The 15400-nt window shown below is 69.9% G+C and carries 13 protein-coding genes; 3 read left to right on the top strand and 10 right to left on the bottom strand.

Annotated features, from left to right (window positions below; translation table 11 throughout):
* Positions 1-9: 9 nt before the first annotated feature.
* Both ACZ4Z3_RS09855 and trhA read right to left on the bottom strand, forming a co-directional pair.
* On the bottom strand, positions 10-639 hold the full coding sequence (locus ACZ4Z3_RS09855) for a TetR/AcrR family transcriptional regulator (RefSeq protein WP_468500489.1): 630 nt from the start codon (positions 637-639) through the stop codon (positions 10-12).
* A gap of 181 nt (positions 640-820) precedes the next feature.
* On the bottom strand, positions 821-1576 hold the full coding sequence (gene trhA / locus ACZ4Z3_RS09850) for a PAQR family membrane homeostasis protein TrhA (protein WP_468500488.1): 756 nt from the start codon (positions 1574-1576) through the stop codon (positions 821-823).
* A gap of 341 nt (positions 1577-1917) precedes the next feature.
* On the opposite strand from trhA, the gene ACZ4Z3_RS09845 reads away from it, so the two are divergent.
* From ACZ4Z3_RS09845 to ACZ4Z3_RS09835, 3 genes are all read left to right on the top strand, one after another.
* Complete coding sequence (locus tag ACZ4Z3_RS09845) at positions 1918-3744, top strand: phosphoenolpyruvate carboxykinase (GTP) (RefSeq protein ID WP_468500487.1); 1827 nt, start codon at positions 1918-1920, stop codon at positions 3742-3744.
* Positions 3745-3878: 134 nt separating this feature from the next.
* Complete coding sequence (locus ACZ4Z3_RS09840) at positions 3879-4160, top strand: type II toxin-antitoxin system Phd/YefM family antitoxin (RefSeq protein WP_468500486.1); 282 nt, start codon at positions 3879-3881, stop codon at positions 4158-4160.
* 3 nt (positions 4161-4163) lie between these two features.
* Entirely contained in the window at positions 4164-4445 is a 282-nt protein-coding gene (locus ACZ4Z3_RS09835; protein WP_468500485.1) for a type II toxin-antitoxin system RelE family toxin, read from the top strand.
* A gap of 97 nt (positions 4446-4542) precedes the next feature.
* Here the strand turns inward: ACZ4Z3_RS09835 and ACZ4Z3_RS09830 are convergent, their stop codons facing one another.
* The 8 genes from ACZ4Z3_RS09830 to ACZ4Z3_RS09795 all read right to left on the bottom strand — a co-directional run bounded on the left by ACZ4Z3_RS09830 (position 4543) and on the right by ACZ4Z3_RS09795 (position 15349).
* Positions 4543-7005, bottom strand: a complete 2463-nt coding sequence (locus ACZ4Z3_RS09830) for a galactose oxidase-like domain-containing protein (protein ID WP_468500484.1) — start codon at positions 7003-7005, stop codon at positions 4543-4545.
* On the bottom strand, positions 7002-8282 hold the full coding sequence (locus ACZ4Z3_RS09825) for a glycosyltransferase (RefSeq protein ID WP_468500483.1): 1281 nt from the start codon (positions 8280-8282) through the stop codon (positions 7002-7004). Before ACZ4Z3_RS09825 ends, ACZ4Z3_RS09830 begins: the two co-directional genes overlap by 4 nt.
* Complete coding sequence (locus ACZ4Z3_RS09820) at positions 8279-9937, bottom strand: ArnT family glycosyltransferase (RefSeq protein WP_468500482.1); 1659 nt, start codon at positions 9935-9937, stop codon at positions 8279-8281. The genes ACZ4Z3_RS09825 and ACZ4Z3_RS09820 overlap by 4 nt, the downstream gene beginning before the upstream one ends.
* On the bottom strand, positions 9934-11196 hold the full coding sequence (locus tag ACZ4Z3_RS09815) for a glycosyltransferase (RefSeq protein ID WP_107463420.1): 1263 nt from the start codon (positions 11194-11196) through the stop codon (positions 9934-9936). The genes ACZ4Z3_RS09820 and ACZ4Z3_RS09815 overlap by 4 nt, the downstream gene beginning before the upstream one ends.
* A gap of 233 nt (positions 11197-11429) precedes the next feature.
* Positions 11430-13472, bottom strand: coding sequence for a thioredoxin domain-containing protein (locus tag ACZ4Z3_RS09810; RefSeq protein ID WP_468500481.1), 2043 nt, complete (start codon positions 13470-13472; stop codon positions 11430-11432).
* Between the two features lie 60 nt (positions 13473-13532).
* Positions 13533-14303 carry a peptidoglycan recognition protein family protein gene (locus ACZ4Z3_RS09805; protein ID WP_468500480.1) on the bottom strand — a complete coding sequence of 257 codons (771 nt, stop codon included), beginning with the start codon at positions 14301-14303 and terminating at the stop codon, positions 13533-13535.
* Between the two features lie 31 nt (positions 14304-14334).
* Positions 14335-14793, bottom strand: coding sequence for a peptidoglycan-binding domain-containing protein (locus ACZ4Z3_RS09800; protein ID WP_468500479.1), 459 nt, complete (start codon positions 14791-14793; stop codon positions 14335-14337).
* A gap of 91 nt (positions 14794-14884) precedes the next feature.
* Complete coding sequence (locus tag ACZ4Z3_RS09795; RefSeq protein WP_468500478.1) at positions 14885-15349, bottom strand: peptidoglycan-binding domain-containing protein; 465 nt, start codon at positions 15347-15349, stop codon at positions 14885-14887.
* Positions 15350-15400: the final 51 nt, after the last annotated feature.

The raw sequence follows: 15400 nt of genomic DNA, 5'->3' as shown, positions 1-15400 counted from the left end.
CGGGTGACCTCAGGGTTTTTCGGCAGCGAAGCCGTGTTCCAGGACGGACAGGGCACGGTCGACGAGGTCGGCGGGGTCGTCGCGGAAGTCGTTCTCGGCCCAGTAGAGGGTGATCTCCGTGAGTCCGCCGACGAGGGACATCGTGAAGACCCGCACCTCCAGGCTGTCCCGGTCGAGGCCGGTGCGCGCGGAGACGGCCTCGGCGATCTGCCGGCCGGTGACGGCCGTGCTCTCCACCATGCGGCTCCGTACCGCGGGAACGGTGACCATCAGACGGGCCCGCAGCCGGGTGATCTCCGGCTCCCGCTCCAGCCCGAAGCCGAGGGCCTTCTTCGTGACGTGCCGCAGCGAGTCGACCCACGGCTCGTCCACCGGCCGTCCGGCGAGTTCCGCCAGGAGGACCGGGTCGTACTCGTCGGTGACGACGATGTCCTCCTTGGTGGGGAAGTAGCGGAGGACCGTGGACGGCGAGACCTCGGCGCGGTCCGCGATCTGCTCGATCGTGGTGGCGTCGTAGCCCTGTTCCTTGATCAAGGCGTAGGTGGCGTCGCGGATGGCCGTCCGGGTCTTGATCTTCTTCCGTTCACGGAGTCCCAGCTGGGGGCCCTCGGTGGGGGGAGTCGTGCGCGCGGGGCTCATGCGGCTCATTCTCGGGCATCGGCCTCCGGCGCCACCATGCCCGAACCGCCCTCGCCCGGACCGCCGTCCCGCCCCACAGCAGCGGAAACGGCCACGGCGGGAAGCCGTGGCCGCCGAGGAGCGCGGAGCGGGAACGGGCGCAGCCCGTTCCCGCTCCGCGCGTACCGGTTCGTCCGGTCCGCTACGCGTGCTGGTACGCCACCAGCGAGATGCCGACGTAGTGCACCACGAACGCGGCCAGCGTCAGCGAGTGGAAGACCTCGTGGAAGCCGAACCACCTCGGGGAGGGGTTCGGCTTCTTGATGCCGTAGATCACGCCGCCGGCGCTGTAGAGGAGCCCGCCGACCACCACGAGGACCAGGACGGCGATGCCGCCGGTACGCATGAAGTCGGGCAGGAAGAAGACCGCGGCCCAGCCCATCGCGATGTAGCAGGGCGTGTAGAGCCAGCGCGGGGCGCCGACCCAGAAGACCCGGAAGACGATCCCCGCGAGCGCCGCGCCCCAGATGCCCCACAGCAGCCACTGCCCCTTGGCATCGGGCAGGAGCAGCATGGTCAGGGGCGTGTACGTACCCGCGATGATCAGGAAGATGTTCGCGTGGTCGAGCCTGCGCAGGATGCCGTCCATGCGGGGGCTCCAGTTGCCCCGGTGGTACAGCGCGCTCACCCCGAACAGCAGGCAGGCCGTGAGGACGTAGATACCGCAGGCGAGGCGTCCCCGGGGCGAGTCCGCGAGCGCGGTGAGCACCAGGCCGGCGACGAGCACGGCCGGGAACATACCGAGGTGCAGCCAGCCGCGCAGCTTGGGCTTTATCTCGTGGAGTTCGTCCGAGATCTGGTTGGCGATCTGGTGCGGCAAGGAACGCGCGTCCGGATGGCGGCGGTCGGCCGGCGTCTCCGTGGGCGCGTCGGGGACGGACGCAGTCATGTCAGGCATCGTACCTACGGAACCGTAACTTGCGGGATGGTGCGGGCCGTTCGAGTGCCCGGAAGTGGCCATCGTCTCACGCGGATGTCGTATCGGGGATACGGGGGCGAATTCCCGGACACCCAGGGTGAAGCAGTGGTGACCCACGGGAACCTCGGACAACGGAGCGGATGAGTGGCGATACTCACGGTGCTCACGTGTGAGGCCCTCTGGACATATGGGCACTCCCGTCGGATGATCAAATGAGTGCGGTCGGCACCGGATGAGCGCCCAAAGATCCAACCCGTGAAGCATCCGGGCCGCAGCCCCCACGGGGCCTCCAACAACAAATCCCTCATTTAGGAGCAATCGTGGCGCGCGACATCGCGGCTCCCCCGTCAACCGTCCCCACCACCCACCGAGAACTGATCTCCTGGGTGAACGAGATCGCCGAACTGACCCAGCCGGACAACGTGGTCTGGTGTGACGGATCCGAGGCCGAGTACGAGCGCCTGTGCGAGGAGCTCGTCGAGAAGGGCACCTTCCGGAAACTCGACGCCATCAAACGCCCGAACTCCTACTACGCGGCCTCCGACCCGACCGATGTCGCCCGGGTCGAGGACCGTACGTTCATCTGCTCGGAGAAGGAGGAGGACGCGGGTCCGACCAACCACTGGAAGGCCCCCGCCGAGATGCGGGAGATCTTCCAGGGCGAGAAGGGCCTGTTCCGCGGCTCGATGCGCGGCCGGACGATGTACGTCGTCCCGTTCTGCATGGGTCCCCTCGGCTCGCCGCTCTCCGCGATCGGCGTCGAGATCACGGACTCCGCGTACGTCGCCGTCTCCATGCGCACGATGACGCGCATGGGGCAGCCGGTGCTGGACGAGCTGGGCTCCGAGGGCTTCTTCGTGAAGGCCGTGCACACCCTCGGCGCCCCGCTGGAGCCCGGTCAGGAGGACGTCCCCTGGCCCTGCAACAGCACCAAGTACATCTCCCACTTCCCGGAGAGCCGCGAGATCTGGTCGTACGGCTCCGGCTACGGCGGCAACGCGCTGCTCGGCAAGAAGTGCTACGCCCTGCGCATCGCCTCCGTCATGGCCCGCGACGAGGGCTGGCTCGCGGAGCACATGCTGATCCTCAAGCTCACGCCGCCGCAGGGTGAGTCGAAGTACGTGGCGGCGGCGTTCCCGTCGGCGTGCGGCAAGACGAACCTCGCGATGCTGGAGCCGACGATCTCCGGCTGGACGGTCGAGACGATCGGCGACGACATCGCGTGGATGCGCTTCGGCGAGGACGGCCGGCTCTACGCGATCAACCCCGAGGCCGGGTTCTTCGGCGTCGCCCCCGGCACCGGTGAGCACACCAACGCCAACGCGATGAAGACGCTCTGGGGCAACTCGGTCTTCACCAACGTCGCGCTGACGGACGACGGCGACATCTGGTGGGAGGGGATGACGGAGGAGACCCCGGAGCACCTCACGGACTGGAAGGGCAACGAGTGGACGCCGGCGTCCGAGACCCCGGCCGCCCACCCCAACGCCCGTTTCACGGTGCCCGCGTCGCAGTGCCCGATCATCGCACCCGAGTGGGAGGACCCCAAGGGCGTCCCGATCTCGGCGATCCTCTTCGGCGGGCGCCGCGCCACGGCCGTACCGCTGGTGACGGAGTCCTTCGACTGGAACCACGGCGTCTTCCTCGGCGCGAACGTGGCGTCCGAGAAGACGGCGGCGGCCGAGGGCAAGGTCGGCGAGCTGCGCCGCGACCCGTTCGCGATGCTGCCGTTCTGCGGCTACAACATGGGCGACTACATGGCCCACTGGATCGACGTGGCCAAGGACAAGGACAAGTCGAAGCTGCCGAAGATCTACTACGTCAACTGGTTCCGCAAGGACGACCAGGGCAAGTTCGTCTGGCCGGGCTTCGGTGAGAACAGCCGCGTCCTGAAGTGGATCGTGGAGCGGCTGGACGGCAAGGCGGAGGGTGTGGAGACCCCGATCGGCATCCTGCCGACGGCGTCCGCCCTGGACACGGCCGGACTGGATTTGTCCTCCTCCGACCTGGACTTCCTGCTGACCGTGGACAAGGAGGTGTGGCGGGAGGAGGCGGCACTCGTCCCCGACCACCTCAACACCTTCGGTGACCACACGCCGAAGGAACTGTGGGACGAGTACCAGGCCCTGGTGGACCGCCTGGGCTGATCCCCCCGCCCGCTCCGCGGCCGGCCGTATATGGGTTGCCCTGACCAGCGACGTCTCCTCGGCCGGCCGCGGTTCGTTCATGCACCGACTGACTGCCGCCAGGCAGCATCATGTACATCTGCTACATTTGTGACATGAGTGATCCGGTGATCGAATCCATGGCCGCTGTCCGCAGCCACCTCGCCGACGTCATCGATCGCGCTCGTCGGGAGGCAACCCCGACGATCATCACGCGGCGCGGCAAGCAGGAGGCTGTCGTGATCGACATCCAGGAGTACCAGCGCCTGCGTGAGATCGCCGACAACGCCGAAGAGGCATGGCTCAACCAACTGGCCGACGAAGCCGAATCGGAGGGCACGGAGGGGTCGGTCTCGCTCGAAGAGATGGCCGCCCTGTTGCGCTCCGACCAGCGCTGAACCATGGGGTACGTCACGCGCTTCACACCGCACGCCCAGCGGGACATGCTCAAGGTTCCGCGCCCCGACGCCCTGCGCATCCTGTACAGCCTCGCCGAACTCCAGAAGGCCATGGACGCGGGAGACACCGCGTCGTTCGACATCAAGGTGCTCCAGGGCCACAGTTCGCGCCGGCGGCTCAGGGTCGGCGACTACCGCGTCGTCTACACCGTCGAGGACGGCCAGTTGATCGTGTGGGTCCTGGCCGCCGGCAACCGTCGCGACGTCTACCGCCAGGTTCCGTAGATCCCGCAACGACATCGCGAGGCCTCGCCCCGACACGCTTTCGCACTGCGAGGCCCCGCACCCGACGAAGTGCCGTCGGATACGGGGCCGTCGGCCCTCAGCTCCGCCTCACGTCCCCCTTCCCGCACGCCACCCCGTCCCCGTTGCGGTCCAGGCGCAGTGGGTCGTCCTTGCCGTTCAGTCTCAGGCGGCCGTAGTCGTTGTCCTTCAGCCAGGTGCAGCGGGACGTGGTCGTCGGCTCGACCTCGGCCGGGAAGGCCGTCGGCACGCACACGTTGGCGGAGCCGTAGTGGCGGTCGCAGCCGGCGAGTGTGGGGCTCACCTGCTTCGACTTCGTCTTCTTCTTCGGGCCCGTGGTCTTGCCCTTCAGGTCGTCCGCGAAGTCGTGGACGTGCGCCGACGGGGCCTCGCCCGAGGCCGCCGCCATCGCCGACGGGCCTTGCAGGTGGACCCATTCCGCCACCGACGGGACACCGTTCGCGTCGACCGCGAAGAGCATGTACCAGCCCGGCGGGGCCAGGTTCGGGTTGCTCGTCACGTTCAGGTCGACGTTGTTGCCGTCGACCGACAGCGGCAGGTCCACGTAGCGCTGGTTCGGGTCGGAGGAGTGCGTCACCGCCGCGGGGCGGATCAGTTCCGCCTTCGCGATCGGGCGGTCCACCGTGATGCGCTGCGTGTCCCCGTACACCCACTCCTTGTCGATCACCGACGTGATCTTCGGGCGGGCGCCCTTCAGGAGGTACGGCGGCGTGTAGATCGACACGTTGTGGTTCCAGGAGCCGTTGCCGGGGTTGTCGCCCGTGGCCATGACGCGGCCGTCGGGGAGCAGGAACGCCGAGGAGTGGTAGCCGCGGGCCTCGGGGTCCGCCGCGACCGGGTCGAACGTGTGCGTCGCCGGGTCGTAGAGCGACGCCTCGAAGACCGGGTTGGCCCGGTTGTGGAGGCCGCCGCCCGTCTCCAGGACCTTGCCGTCGGGCAGCAGGACCGCGGAGACGTACATCTTGCCCTGGTCGCCCGTCTGGGCGACCTTGCCGGCGCCGAGGTCCACCGTGCCCTGCGGGATCGGCGGTCCGGCGACGTACGCCGGGTTCGGGGCCTTGAGGTCGATGATGTCCGTCAGGCGGTTCGCCTCCGGGTTCGACTCGATGTTGCCGCCGCCGAGGGTGAGGACCTTCTGGTCCTGGGCGGGGGGCAGCAGCACGCTCGCGGACTGGTCGCGTTCGTCCTTCCGCTGGAGCCCGGACACGGACGTGACCGTGTTCGCGCCGTAGTCGTAGATCGCGGAACCCGTGCCGGGGATGTTGTTGCCGAAGACATGGCTGCCCGAGTAGAAGAGGCGGCCGTCCTGCATGAGGATCATCGACGGGTACAGGCCCCAGTACGACCAGGTCTGGTTGACCTTCCAGAGTTCCAGCCACTTCTGCTCGGCGTCCGACCACAGTTCGGCCGTCACCGAACCCGTGGAGTCCTCGCGCAGGCCGCCGAACGAGATGACGTCACCGTTGCCGAGGATCGTCGCCGACGGGTACCAGTGGCCGTCGTTCATGTCGTTGGTCTTGCTGTACGTCTCGGTGACCGGGTCGAAGACGTACGAGTCCTTGTAGCCCTCGTAGCCGTGCGAACCGTTGGCCGCCGGGTACGCCTTGTTGCCGCTCATCACCAGGACACGGCCGTCGTCGAGCTGGACGTGACCCGCGCAGAACATGTCGTCGGGTGTCGGGATCTGCTTGTACGTGCCCTTCTTCGGGTCGTAGACCGCCGAGGTGAACGTGCCCGCCTCGAACATCTGCTCGCTGTTGCCGGAGCCGGCGATCAGCAGCACCTTGCCGTTGTTGAGGACGACGGAGTGCATGGAGCGTACGGGGTTCTGGGTGGGCAGCACGTCCCAGCGGCCGTTCGCGCACTCCGCCGGTGTGCCCGTGCACTGGGGTTCGGGGACCGGGTCGGCGACCTGGTCCATCGTGTAGTCGTCGGTGGTGACCGAGCCGGTGCCGTAGACGGAGACGCCCCAGGTGATGCGGTCGGTGCCCGCCGGGATCTCGGGGGTGCGGACCGACGCCTGCGTCCAGGTGCCCGCCATGTCCAGCGTCTTCAGGTCGGTCCAGTACTGCCAGCCCGCGGTGGTGTCGTGCCGGAAGAGGGTGAGGGCCGTGTCCGGCGTCGTCGACTTGTACCAGAGGCTCAGGTCGTACTGCTTGCCCACCGAGACCGACGGGGCGCAGGCCGCCGACTCGGTGATCAGGGCCTTGCGGTCGCCCGAGACCCGGCGGGTCAGCTCGACCTTCATGGCCTTGCTGCCGGAGTGGGCGTCCGCGACCGTGGTGAAGCTGAAGTCGTTGTCGCCCCAGCCGGACTTCTCCCAGCAGTACGGCATGTCGGCCGCACCCGGTGGGCCCGCCGTCTCGAAGCCGGGGTTCTGGACGAGGTTGGCGGCGGACGCGGTCGGGGGCGAGACGAGGAGGAGGCCCGAGGCGAGGGCGCCCACGGCCAGCAGGGCCGTCCTGCGTCTGGGTCTGGGTCGTATGCGGATTCTCGTGCGGCTCTTGAGACGGCTCGTCATCGTGTTCTCCTTGCGGACTCGGCCGGACCGGACCGCCGCTCGGCCTCCGTGCTCGCGGCCGAACCGGGCCCCCCGCCGGCCTTCTGCTCCCCGCCGCGCTCCCCACGGCGGGGCTTCCTGCGGGGCAGGTAGATGAGCGCTTCCGTGCCCACGAAGCGCAGGACGAACGTCGTCACCAGGGCGAGCGCGGTGGCGGGCAGCGCCCCCATGCCGAACTGGCCGACGAACAGGGCGATCAGCGGGATCCGCAGCACCAGGTCGGCGTTGGCGAGGACCGCGAACCGGCCGAGGCGGTCCCAGCCCTTGCGGTGTGCCCGCCGCTCGCGGAAGCACAGGTGCTCGATGAGGAAGAAGTTCCAGAGCACCCCGAGCTGGTTGGCGAGGATCTCGGCGGGGACGTAGTGCATGCCGGCCGAGGTCAGCGCGTACAGGCCGGCCAGGTTCGGCAGGAAGCCGGTGACGCCGATCAGACCGAAGACGATCATGCGGGCCAGCGGGGACGCGGTGCGCAGGCCCGCCAGATGGCGCAGGAACCGAAAGCCCTCCTTCGCCGTCGACTTGGACTCGCCGGCGAAGCGGTCCTGGAAGACGAAGGGCACTTCGGTGACCTGGCGGGGACGGCTGCGCACGGCCAGTTCGAGGAGGATCTTGTAGCCGAGGGGCTGGAGGGTCTCCGCGGTGACGACGCTGCGGCGGATCGCGAAGAAACCGCTCATCGGGTCGCTGATCCCGTGCAGCCTGCGCGGAAAGAGGGACTTGGTGAGCCAGGTCGCGCCCCGGGAGACGGCGATGCGGTAGCTGCCGGCGAGCCCGGCGCGGCTGCCGCCCTTGATGTAGCGGGAGGCGACGACGAGGCCCGCCGACGACCGCTCCCCCGTCGCCACCAGCTCGGGCACGAGGGACGGCGGGTGCTGGAGGTCGCCGTCCATGACGACGATCCAGTCGGAGGTCGCGGCCTTCATGCCCTCGACGACGGCCCCGCCGAGCCCGCCCGTCGGCCGGTCGCGGTGCAGGACGGTCACGGGGAAGGGGCAGTCCTGTGCGGCCTCGTTGATGACGTCGGGGGTGTCGTCGGTGGAGTCGTCCACGAAGACGACCTCGCACGGCAGCCGGGAGGGCACCGTCTCGGTGATCTGGTGGAGCAGCTCCCGGACGTTGGCGGACTCGTTGAAGGTGGGGACGACGATGGTGACGGCCCCGGGCTCGGGCACCTCGGCGCCGCGCACCGCCGGGTCGCCCAGCTCCTTGGGGACGATGGACTCGTAACCGCTGCTCATCGGTCGCCTCCCGCGGCCTGGATCTTGCGGATCTCGATGCGGTCCTCGCCGGTGCCGAAGGTGGCGACCGGTGTCGAGTTCTTCATCGCGGCCCTCACGTTGGGCAGGTCGACCGCGTCGCGCCGTACCGTCGGGGAGGCGACCACGTAGTCGAGGTCGCGCCAGCCGCGCGGCATCGTCTTCGTGACCGCGGGGTCGAGGTCGGCCTTGTAGAACCAGATGACGCCGAGGCCTGGTCGGTAGCCCTCGTGGACGAGGTCGAGCCAGAGGGCGTCGTCGACGAGGACCCGGGTGTCGCCGGGGTCGTCGACCTCGCTGCCGAGCCACTGCGCGGCCTGCCGGTAGGGGGCGTTGGCGTCGAAGGTCATGGCCGTGCGGTTGCCGTCGTACCAGCGGGGGACGACGTACAGGGCGGCCGCGGCGGCGAGGGCGACGGCCACCCCGTACCGCGTCCAGGTCAGCGGGCGCCTCTCCGTCGCGCTCCGCCGGCGGCGGAGGACCCCGTGGGTGACGCTCGCGGCGCCGCCCGCGAGGACCAGGGCGAGGAAGGGCAGCGCCTGAATGACGTACATCGCGGGCAGATAGCCGGGGCGCAGGGCCATGCCGGCGAGGATCGCGACGGCCAGGGCGGGACCGGCGAGGGCGCGGGCCGTCACCGACCAGCGCCAGGTGATCAGGAGCAGCAGGGCGCCGGCGAGTCCGCCGAGGGGCAGGACGCGGTCGTAGTAGAGCCAGGACCGCAGGACGCCGTTCGAGCCGGTGCCCTCGGTGAGGAGGAAGCCGGAGCCGGGTCGGCTCATCTGGTAGACGATGCCGTCCCACAGGGAGACGTGGCCGGCGCCGGGGAACAGCTCGCCCTTGAGGAGGGCGAACAGCGGGTACGACACGCCGATCAGGGTGCAGGCGGTGATGGCGCCGGTGAGGGCGAACTTGCGGGTGTCCCGGTGGCTGTGCCGCCACATGGTGAGCAGCACGGCGGGCAGGACGAGGAGCATCGTCTCCTTGGTCAGGACCGCCGCGGCGGCGGCGATGCCCGCGCCGAAGTGGTGCCAGAGGTGACGGCTCGGGGAGGCGGCGAGGCAGAACGCGAGCAGCGTCCACATGACCGCGATGTTGTCGAGGAAGATCTCCCGCTGGAGGACGACGGACAGCGGTGAGAGCCCGAAGAGGGCCATGCCGAGACCGGCGGCCCAGCGGGGCAGGGACAGGCGGCGGCCGAGGACGTAGACGAGGACCGCGCTGATGGCGCTGATGAGCAGCATCACCGCGCGCATCGAGCCGACGGTCATCGACTCGGGGGCGAGCTGGGCGGGGATCCAGGTCAGGATGGCGATCTGGATCCAGCCGAGGGGCGGGTGGTCGTACCAGTAGGTGTAGTGGGCGAGTCCTCTGCCCTCCTGCACCGCCCAGGCCTGGGCGAGGTAGGTGCCCTCGTCGTCGCTGAGGGTCGGGTAGTCGGCGATGTTCCAGCCCTGCACGATCATGATCCCCACGAGGAGGAGTCCGCACAGGAGCAGGTCGGGGCGCGATGAGCGCAGACGGCCGGGCGGAACGGAAGGAGTCGTTCGACCGGTCGAACGGGCTGCGGGCGCAGCTGTCCGCTGCGCGGGGACCTTGACTTCCGTCTTGGTCGCCGCGGGAAGTGTGGAGGTCACGCAGGAACGTCCTCTCGGTTCACGTTCGCGAGATGTGCGCCGACATGGCTCGTCAACTCCCAGTCGTTGCGGCCGCGTTGTTCGCGCCAGACGGCGCGGACGGCGGCGAGGGCGAGGAGCACCTGGTAGAAGGGGCCGCCCACGATGAGCTTGACGTAGTGGGAGAAACGGACGCGCAGGCCGTACTGCTTGCCGAAGTCGTGCAGTCCGACGACTTCGAACACGAAGGTCACGAGCGCGGTGACGGCCGGCAGGAAGGTGATGAAGGCGATGCCGACGGGCACGTCGAGGAAGAGCGCGATGGCCACGTTCAGCGGGATGATCACGCCGGACACTGCCTGGAGGTACGGCGTCATGAGGGTGTAGCGGGCCAGCAACCGCTGCCGGAACCCGGGGAGTTGCTTCCAGTCCCGCTTGCGGTAGACCTGGAGGAAGCCCTGGTTCCAGCGGGTGCGCTGCTTCATCAGCGACATCAGGCTGCCGGGGGTCTCCTCGCGGGTGACCATGTCGGAGTCGTAGGCGACGACGACCTTCTTGCCGACGCTGGAGAGACGTACGCCGAGGTCGCAGTCCTCGGCGAGGCAGTCGGGGTCCCAGCCGCCGGCGTCGCGCAGCACTCCGGTGCGGACGAAGACGGTGTTGCCCCCGAGCGGGATGAACCCTTTCTGCGCGTGCAGGTGCAGTCGGGAGCGGAACCAGAAGAAGTACTCCAGGCAGTTGCGCAGGCTGTACCAGCTGGAGTGGAAGTTGATCAGCTGCACCCCGCCCTGGACGACGTCCGCGCCGGTGGTGCGGAAGGCGTGGTCGACGTGGGAGAGCAGCTCCGGGTGAACCTGGTCCTCGGCGTCGAAAACACCGACGACGTCACCGCGACAGTGCGGCAACGCCGTGTTCATCGCTTTCGGCTTGTTCTTCTTCTCATGATGGTCGACGACGACGCGGACCCGCGGATCGCGGGCCTCGGCCGCCCGGGCGACCGCCGTGGTCTCCGGATCGTCGTGGCCGACGATCACGATGATCTCGAAGTCGTCGTGGCTGGATTCCAGTAGTCGTTGGATGGTGTGATCGAGCACGGCCTGTTCATGCCGTGCGGGCAGCAGCAGCGAGAAGGACACATGTTCGTCCCCGTCGGGTCTGCTGAACCGGGTGGAGGCGAGCACCTCGGGCGTGCGCCACGCGTGCATCTGCCACCACAGGGTGAAGGCCGCCATCCAGAACAAGGCCAGCGAGACGACGGCAATGAAGACTGACGTCAGCAAGAAAGATCCCCCCAGATCCCAAAGCCCCCTGTCACGACCGGAGTTCACACCCCTGACGGGGTGTCACTCCGGTCGCGTACCAGTGCAGAGACTAGGGGGAAACTGTGAATCCTGTGGACCCTTCCGATAAATAGCGTGTTTCCGAACGACAGACACCACAAACGGACGAGTCCGAACACTCGCCCAATTCCAGCCAGTTGTTCGACCTCGTCCCTGCACGTCAGGGGCGCTTTTCAGCCGTTCAAGGCTGTTCGAAGGGCCGTACGAAGACGGTCGGTGTCCGTCGTGGGCGCGTCACAGGTGAAGTCACGGCAGACGTACGCCGCCGGTGCACCGCCGACGAGCGGACGGTCGGCGAGCAGCGGCAACTCGTCACTGCCCTCGGCCCCCACGGCGACGACCGCGCCCGGCGCCGTGCCGAGCAGGGCCGTACGGTGCAGCTCCCTCGTCCGCGGATCCCCGTCCGGACCGACGATCGCGACCTCACGGGGCCCGTCGAGCAGTGCCTCCGCGGTGGCGAGCCCCCAGCCGGTGAACCTCGGCGCCCGCGGCCCGAGCGCCTTCACCACGCCCAACGCCCGCTCCGCGGCGGTCCGATGGGGCTCGGACCCGGTGTGCGCGGCATACCCGAGCAGCGCCCCGGCCGCCGCGCTCCACCCCGAGGGGACGGCGTTGTCGGTGGGGTCCTGGGGCCGCCGGATGAGCTTCTCCGCGTCGGCCGCCGTGTCGTACAGCGCGCCCGACTCCTCGTCGACGAACCGGACGAGCACATGGTCGAGCAGGAACCCCGCGAACTCCAGCCACACGCCCTCACCGGTCACGGAGGCGAGCGCCAGGAACCCCTCGGCGACGTCCGCGTAGTCCTCCAGCACCCCCGCGTGGGCCCCGGCCTGCCCGTCCTTGCTGGTACGGGCGAGCCGCGCCTGCTCGTCCAGGTGCAGCCGTACGAGGAGGTCGGCGGCGGTGAGGGCGGCCTCCACGAGGTCGGGCCGGTCGAAGTAGGCGCCGGTCTCGGCCAGCGCGGCGACGGCGAGGCCGTTCCAGGCGGCGACGACCTTGTCGTCCCGGCCGGGGGCGGGGCGCTCGGCTCGGGCACGCAGCAGCCGCTCCTTGACCGACGCGATCCGCTCGGCGTCGAACACGCCCTCCTGCTGCGGGAGTTGCAGGACGGAGGCGCCGTGCTCGAAGGTGCCCTCCTCCGTGACGCCGAAGTACTGGGCGGCGAGCCTGCCGTCCTCCTCCCCCAGCACCTCGGTCAGCTGCTCCGGGGTCCACACGTAGAAGGCGCCCTCGACGTGCCGGCCGGTCCCGTCGTCGCTGTCGGCGTCCAGCGCGGAGGCGAACCCGCCCTCGGCGGTACGCAGTTCGCGGACCATGAAGTCGGCGGTCTCCAGCGCGACCCGTCGGGCCAGTTCGGAGCCGGTGGCCCGCCACAGGTGGGCGTAGACCCGGCAGAGCAGGGCGTTGTCGTACAGCATCTTCTCGAAGTGCGGCACGACCCACTCACGGTCCACGGAGTAGCGGGCGAAGCCGCCGCCGAGCTGGTCGTAGATACCGCCGCGGGCCATGCGTTCACAGGTGTCCCGCGCCATCTCCAGAGCGCCCTCGGAGCCGGTGCGGGCGGCGTGCCGCAGCAGGAACTCGATCACCATGGACGGCGGGAACTTCGGCGCCCCGCCGAAGCCGCCGTGGGAGGCGTCGTACTCGCGGGTGAGGCCGAGCAGCGCCTGGGCGAGGTCCTGCTCGCCGGGGACCTCGACGGCGGCGAACTTCAGCTCCCGGCCGGCCAGGTCCCGGACGATCTTCCCGGCCACCTCGGCGACCTCGTCCCGCCGGTCCGCCCAGGCCGCCCGCACGCCCTCCAGCACCTGCTGGAAGGAGGGCATGCCGTGGCGGGGCGCCGGCGGGAAGTACGTACCGAAGTAGAAGGGCTCCGCGTCCGGGGTGAGGAAGACGGTCATGGGCCAGCCGCCGTGCCCGGTGGCCGCCTGCACCGCCTCCATGTACACGGCGTCGACGTCGGGCCGCTCCTCGCGGTCGACCTTGACGTTGACGAAGTGGGCGTTGAGGTAGGCGGCGGTCTCGTCGTCCTCGAAGGACTCGTGGGCCATGACGTGGCACCAGTGGCAGGAGCTGTAGCCCACGCTCAGCAGGATGGGGACGCCGCGCCGCCGGGCCTCCTCGAACGCGGCCGGCTCCCAGGGCCACCAGTCGACAGGGTTGTCCGCGTGCTGCAGGAGGTACGGGGACGTGGACTGCGCGAGTCGATTGGACATACCTCCATCCTTGCGCACCCACCGGACCGCCGCCCGTGCGGCACGGGGGTGAGTGCCGGGTCACCCGGCCATCAGGGCCGCGACCTCGTCACGGAGGGACGGCATGGCGGTGTACAGCGAGCCGGGGCAGTCGGTGCTCGCCCAGTGACGGTGCCCGCCGATCGCGGGCGCGACCCGGCCGGCGCCGCTGACGGGGTTGCGGTAGGCCACCTTGCCCAGGGGATCGATCGAGTGGCGCTCGGCGAGTTCGGCGAGGAGCCGGACCAGCGTGGCGCGTGCGGCGGCGGACGCGGGCCTGTCGGTCAGCGTGCCCAGCAGCGCGATGCCGACGTTCCCGGAGTTGTAGCCCCGTACGTGCGCCCCGGTGACGAGGCGCCCCGCGGCGTCATGGGCGGGCGTGCCGTCGGTGCCGGACCAGCGCCCCTCGTACACCCTGCCGTTCTCGTCGATCAGGTAGTTGTAGCCGATGTCGCCGTAGTCGTCGGCGCCGACCGCCTCCTCGCGGTAGATCGCCCGCACCCGGGCGGCCGGGTCCGGGTCGGTGCCGCCGTCGGCGGTGTGGTGGACGGTGAGCGTCTGGACCGGGTGGTACTCGGGCGGCCAGAGTTCCCTGCCGTCGGCGGCGAAGCGCAGCGTTTCGTCCGCGCCCCAGTCCCTGCGGGTCAGCAGCGTGTACGGGACCGCCGTGGCGGCCGCCGCCGGCGACGGGCCGGTGACCGCGGCGGTGGCGGCGGCCCCGAGGGCCGTCAGGACCGCACGCCGGGGCAGGGGGGAGGCCGGGGAGGCCCCCTGCCGTCCACTTCGGGAGCCGGTGGAGTCCGAGTGCCTCATCTTGCGCTTCTCCCTGGTCCGTCAGTCCGTCTCACGCGTCGTGTCCTGTCCGGCCGGCCCGTTCCGCCTGTTCCGCGTGTTCCGCGTGTTCCGCGCCTTCGGCGGCGGGGCGCTGGAAGGCGCACTCCGGCTTGGGTGTGTAGAGCCGGGACCAGGTGCTGGGGCCGACGATGCCGTCGGGACCGCCCGTGGTCCCGTTGCAGTTCTGTACCCAGCGGACGGCGTCCTGGGTCCTCGGACCGTAGGTCCCGTCCTCTTCCAGCCAACGGGGGTAGCCGCTGTACTGGTTGACGAGGCACTGCACCTGACGCACCGCGGGGCTCACATCGCCCGGTCGGACCGTGGGCCGGGCGGGGTCGTCGATGTGATCGCAGTGGGGCTCGGACGGCGCGGCGCTCGCCGTGGGTGCCCCGGTCAGGAGCGTTCCGGCGGCCAGTACGGCGATCGCGGCGATACGGAGGTGCTCTGAGCTGTGGGTGCGTAGGCGCATGGCTTCTCCCCCCCGGGTCGGGTGACTGCCCCCGCCGAGCGGCGCGCGTCCCGGCGGGGCCGGGGTGCGCCGCCCGGCTCGGGACCGGCCACTAGTAGACGTCCACGCACCAGTTGGCGAAGGTCTTGAACGCCGCCTGGGTCTGCGGCCCGGCCTGGCCGTCGATCTCGCCGGCGTAACCCCAGCCGTTGTTCTTCAGGAAGCGCTGCAGCGCGCTCACGGTGCCGCTGCCGACGATCCCGTCGATGGACCCCCGGTAGCCGTGGTGCGCCTTGAGGTGGCGCTGGAACGCCTTCCAGCTGTCGGTGCCCAACTGCCCGTCGATCGAGTCGGTGTAGCCCCACTCGGCCCTCAGCCAGCGCTGGACGCCCTTGGCCTGGTTGGTGCTCAGGCCGAGGTTGACCACCGCGAGAACCCTGGCGTCGGCGGTCACCGCCTGTCCCGGAGCCGACTCGGACGCCGCGAAGCCGGCGCTCGCACCGGCCAGGGTCCCGGCGGCAATTCCGACGACGGCGGTGAGGCTGACAAGCGTCCGGGCCATGACATTCGGTCGCATTCGTTCCCCCTTGGGGTCGTAGGGCGGCACCCGAAGCTATTGCCGTACGGG

Source organism: Streptomyces sp. NPDC030296 (genome assembly GCF_055572815.1).
Note: the sequence above shows the minus strand (reverse complement) of the source record. Positions and strands in the feature narration are given on the sequence as shown.

Excerpts from the sequence above, each read along its gene's own strand:
- ACZ4Z3_RS09855 (WP_468500489.1), bottom strand. The coding sequence starts at position 639 with ATGAGCCCCGCGCGCACGACTCCCCCCACCGAGGGCCCCCAGCTGGGA.
- trhA (WP_468500488.1), bottom strand. The coding sequence starts at position 1,576 with ATGCCTGACATGACTGCGTCCGTCCCCGACGCGCCCACGGAGACGCCG.
- ACZ4Z3_RS09840 (WP_468500486.1), top strand. The coding sequence starts at position 3,879 with ATGAGTGATCCGGTGATCGAATCCATGGCCGCTGTCCGCAGCCACCTC.
- ACZ4Z3_RS09835 (WP_468500485.1), top strand. The coding sequence starts at position 4,164 with ATGGGGTACGTCACGCGCTTCACACCGCACGCCCAGCGGGACATGCTC.
- ACZ4Z3_RS09830 (WP_468500484.1), bottom strand. The coding sequence starts at position 7,005 with ATGACGAGCCGTCTCAAGAGCCGCACGAGAATCCGCATACGACCCAGA.
- ACZ4Z3_RS09825 (WP_468500483.1), bottom strand. The coding sequence starts at position 8,282 with ATGAGCAGCGGTTACGAGTCCATCGTCCCCAAGGAGCTGGGCGACCCG.
- ACZ4Z3_RS09810 (WP_468500481.1), bottom strand. The coding sequence starts at position 13,472 with ATGTCCAATCGACTCGCGCAGTCCACGTCCCCGTACCTCCTGCAGCAC.
- ACZ4Z3_RS09805 (WP_468500480.1), bottom strand. The coding sequence starts at position 14,303 with ATGAGGCACTCGGACTCCACCGGCTCCCGAAGTGGACGGCAGGGGGCC.
- ACZ4Z3_RS09800 (WP_468500479.1), bottom strand. The coding sequence starts at position 14,793 with ATGCGCCTACGCACCCACAGCTCAGAGCACCTCCGTATCGCCGCGATC.
- ACZ4Z3_RS09795 (WP_468500478.1), bottom strand. The coding sequence starts at position 15,349 with ATGCGACCGAATGTCATGGCCCGGACGCTTGTCAGCCTCACCGCCGTC.